The organism is Streptomyces sp. SID3212 (genome assembly GCF_009865405.1).
In the GTDB taxonomy this organism is placed as follows: domain Bacteria; phylum Actinomycetota; class Actinomycetes; order Streptomycetales; family Streptomycetaceae; genus Streptomyces.
Genome location: NZ_WWJY01000655.1, coordinates 1 through 4,450 on the forward strand (window position 1 = coordinate 1; position 4,450 = coordinate 4,450).

Sequence of the window (4,450 nt, forward strand, 5' to 3'; positions counted from 1 at the left end):
CGCTGCTGCCCGACCGGGTGACCCGTACCGCCGCGCTGGTCACCCTCGCGCCCCGGGACGCGGCCGGGCTCGACTGGTTCGAGGGCATGGCCGCCTCGAACGTCCTGGAGTACACCACCGCGTCCGTGGACCCGGACGGGGTGGCGGCCCGGCTCACCCCGCGCGCCGACGCGATCAGGAAGGACCCGGTGCGGCTGCTGGACGATCTGCGCAGGGAGCTGACCGACTCCGATCGGAGGGTGGTCGCCGACGCCGGGGTCAGGATGATGCTGCTGCGCAACTACCAGGAGGCGCTGAGGACTTCGGCGTACGGCTGGATCGACGACGCACTCGCCTTCTGCAGCCCGTGGGGCTTCGACCCCGCCGACATCCGGGGGCCCGTGCTGCTGTGGCACGGCGAGCAGGACGTCTTCTCCCCGGTCGGTCACACCCGCTGGCTGGCGGAGCGCATCCCGGACGTGACGACCGTGCTGGAGCCGGCCGCCGCGCACTTCGCCGCGCTGCACGCCCTGCCCCGTACCCTCACCTGGCTGCTCAACGACTGACCCGCGCCCACGCCCGTTCGGAGTGGCGCCCCGCCTTGCGTCCTTGCCCGGGGGACAATCCCGCGACGTCCCCGGCCGCCGGGAAGAAAGGTGACACAGCATGGACCAGGAGCGCGAGGCGGGCGGGCGGCGCATGCTCGCCGGTCTGCTGGCCGCCAGCCATCTGATGCCCATCGAGCGGCTCCCGGATGCGACGGCCGCGCACGCGCGGGCCGCGGGGTTCACCCAGGTGCTGATCTACCTCGGTGACCTGGAACGAAGGGTGATGCGCCTGCTCGGCGGGACGGACCTGTCGGGTGCCGGGCACGCGAAGGAGATGCGCATCGACGGCACCACTCCCGGCAGGGCCTACCAGTACGGCCACGTTCTCCACGCCGCCCCGCCCGGAGGCTCCGGGTCGTCCTGGTGGGTGCCGCTCCTGGACGGCACCGAACGCCTCGGCGTGCTCCGCGTGACGGCGGAGCGGGACGACGCCCGTACGCGGGAGGACATGGACCGGCTCGCGGCCCTCCTCGCGCTGATCATCGTCAGCAAGCGGACCTCCAGCGACACCCTGGCCGAACTGGCCCGGACCGGCCCCCTGAGCATCGCCGCCGAGATGCAGTGGAACCTGATGCCCCCCAGCACCTACGCCGACGGGCGGGTGGTGATCTGCGCGTCCATGGAACCGGCCCACCGGATCAGCGGCGACGCGTACGAATACGCCGTCGACGGTCCGCTGGTCCACCTGTCCCTCTTCGACGCCATGGGACACGACACCTCCGCCGGCCTCTGCGCGGCGCTGGCCCTGGGAGCCTGCCGCAACGCCCGCCGGGAGGGCGCCGGTCTGATCGCCACGGGCGAGGTCGCGGAGGCGGCGCTGATCGAGGAGTACCAGCACCGGCGTTACGTGACCGGCGTCCTGGCCACCCTGGACACCCGCACCGGCCTGTTGAGCTGGGTCAACCGCGGTCACCAGCAGCCCATCATCATCCGTGGCAGCCGCTGGAGCACGCATCCCGAGTGCCGGCCCGCCCACCCCATGGGCACCGGTCTGGGCCTGCCGACCACCGTCTGCCGGGAACAGCTCGAACCCGGTGACCGCGTCGTGTTCTACACGGACGGCATCACCGAGGCGCGCCGTCCGGGCGGTGAGGAGTTCGGCCTCACACGCTTCACCGACTTCATCATCCGGCATCACGCCGACGGCCTGCCCGTCCCCGAAACCCTCCGCCGCCTGGTCCAGGCGGTGCTGGCCCATCACGACGGCGCGCTCCGGGACGACGCCACCGTCCTGCTGTGCGAGTGGATCGGTCCCGAACCGGACGACACGGCCCGGGCAGCGGCGCTTTCCGGCCTGCCGGAGGGCGACGCCCCCGTCTCCCCCGGGATCTGACCAAAGGGCCGACCGGAAGACCCCCATCGGGTGAACCCATCGATCGGTGGGCGGCTCCACCGCGTCAAGGGCCTCAGAAGGGGCACCCGTCTCAGGCGGATTCCGGACACTGTCCCCTGTGGCACCCGGCGTCACTCCGCCCCTCCCCCAACGATCGGAACACAGTGAGCGCCAAGAAGAAGAACCCCGTGACGGCCGTCGCCGACAAGGTGGCCGAGAAGGTGCAGGACGCCGTCCGGCCCGGCAACGAGATCCCGGGCGCGCCGGGACCGGTGCCGCCGCCGCTGGACGAGCCGACCGAGCCGACCGGTCCGCTGTCGCCCAAGCCCGACCAGCGCGGGCCCGACACGTACAGCCCGACCGGGCAGGAGACCGGAGTCCCGCCGAAGAAGGTGGCGCAGGGCGGGGAGCGGCTGACGACCGCGCAGGGCGCCCGGCTGTACGACACCGATCACTCGCTCAAGGCCGGCCCGCGCGGACCGGTGCTGTTGCAGGACCACCACCTGCGGGAGAAGATCACCCACTTCGACCACGAGCGCATCCCCGAGCGGGTGGTGCACGCCCGGGGCGCCGCCGCCCACGGCGTCTTCCGGGGCTACGGCACGGCGTCGGGGATCAGCAAGGCCGCGTTCCTCGCGAAGGACGTCGAGACGCCCGTGTTCGTCCGCTTCTCCACCGTGCTCGGCTCGCGCGGTTCCGCCGACACCGTTCGCGACACCCGGGGCTTCGCGACGAAGTTCTACACCTCCGAGGGCGTCTTCGACCTGGTCGGCAACAACATCCCGGTCTTCTTCATCCAGGACGCGATCAAGTTCCCCGACGTGATCCACGCCGGCAAGCCGCACCCCGACCGGGAGATCCCGCAGGCCCAGAGCGCACACGACACGTTCTGGGACTTCGTCACCCTGCACACCGAGGCCACCCACCACACGCTGTGGAACATGTCGGACCGGGGCATCCCCCGGTCCTACCGCATGATGGAGGGCTTCGGCGTCCACACCTTCCGGCTGGAGAACGCCGAGGGCACCAGCACGCTGGTGAAGTTCCACTGGAAGCCGAAGCTGGGCGTCCACTCGCTGGTCTGGGAGGAGGCGCAGATCACCGCGGGCGTCGACCCGGACTTCCACCGCAGGGACCTGGCCGACGCGATCGAGGCGGGCGCGTTCCCCCAGTGGGAGCTGGGAGTGCAGACCTTCCCCGACACCGACGACCAGATGTTCGAGGGCATCGATCTGCTGGACCCGACCAAATTCGTGCCCGAGGAGCTCGCGCCGATCCAGCCGATCGGTCTGATGACGCTCGACGCGAACCCGTCGAACTACTTCGCCGAGACCGAGCAGGTCGCCTTCCACGTCGGCCACCTGGTGCCCGGCATCGACGTCACCAACGACCCGCTGCTCCAGGGCCGCCTGTTCTCCTACCTCGACACCCAGATCAGCCGGCTGGGCGGCCCCAACTTCGGCCAGCTGCCGGTCAACCGCACCCACGCGCCGGTCAACGACATGCTGCGCGACGGCATGCACCAGAGCGCCGTCCACACCGGTGTGGCACCCTACCGGCCGAACTCCCTCGACGGTGGCTGCCCGTTCCTGGCCGGCGCCGACACCGGTGCCTACATCGAGGTACCGGTCGAGGTGCCGGCGTCCCGCAAGGTCCGTGAGAACCCGGCGTCCTTCGACGACCACTTCAGCCAGGCCCGGCTGTTCTGGGTCAGCATGACGCCCACGGAGCGCGAGCACATCGTGGCCGCGTACACCTTCGAGCTGAACAAGTGCTGGGAGCAGGCGATCAAGGAACGCGCCCTGCTCGTCCTCGCCAACATCGACGGCGAGCTGTGCGAGCAGGTCGCCGCCGGACTGGGGCTGCCGGCGCCGGAGCCGACCGTACCCCTGACCGAGCCGCAGCCCAGCCCCGCCCTGTCACAGCTGGGCGGCAGGTGGCCGGGCGACGGCCGGATCATCGGCATCGTCACCGCCGGCGACCAGGACCTGTCCGGTGTACGGGAGGTCCGCCGGGCGGTGCTGGACGCCGGCATGGTCCCCCTGGTCATCGCCCCGACCGGCGGGAAGCTCGACCAGGACGGCGAACCCGTCACCGTGCAGCGCACCTTCGCCACCGCCCGCTCCACCGAGTTCGACGCCATCCTCCTCGCCGGCGCACCGGCCCCCGGCGCCGACGCGCGTGGTGCCCGTGACGCCAAGGTCGACGACGACCTGGCCGTGGCCGCCGGGATCGACCCCCGGGTCCTCCTGCTGGTCACGGAGGCGTACCGGCACGGCAAGGCGCTGGGCGCGTGGGCGGACGGGGCCGACGTCCTGGAGACCGCCGGCATCGCACCCGACGCCCCCGGCGTGGTGACCACCGCCACCGACCACGCGGCGGTGCTGGACGGCGTCACCGAACTGCTGGCACACCACCGCGCCTGGGACCGCTTCGACCCGGCAGTGGGGCGGTAGGCGGCGGCCTGCCGGCCACCGGAGCTTCCCGCTCCCCCGGGTGCCGGACGGGCTCGAGCCCGTCCGGCACCCGG

2 protein-coding genes and 1 pseudogene are annotated in these 4,450 nt (G+C 72.0%); all 3 read left to right on the forward strand.

The genetic code is table 11. The features are described 5' to 3' along the window. Positions 1 to 545 (forward strand): annotated as a pseudogene (locus GT042_RS19835) (alpha/beta hydrolase); the annotation flags it as partial. A gap of 100 nt (positions 546 to 645) precedes the next feature. Beyond that, positions 646 to 1,920, forward strand: a complete 1,275-nt coding sequence (locus tag GT042_RS19840; RefSeq protein WP_237530973.1) for a PP2C family protein-serine/threonine phosphatase — start codon at positions 646 to 648, stop codon at positions 1,918 to 1,920. Positions 1,921 to 2,141: 221 nt separating this feature from the next. Beyond that, positions 2,142 to 4,376 carry a catalase gene (locus GT042_RS19845; protein WP_345943843.1) on the forward strand — a complete coding sequence of 745 codons (2,235 nt, stop codon included), beginning with the start codon at positions 2,142 to 2,144 and terminating at the stop codon, positions 4,374 to 4,376. Positions 4,377 to 4,450: the final 74 nt, after the last annotated feature.

What these genes read in the sequence shown, in the direction of transcription:
- GT042_RS19840 (WP_237530973.1), top strand. Translation starts at nt 646, where the DNA reads ATGGACCAGGAGCGCGAGGCGGGCGGGCGGCGCATGCTCGCCGGTCTG.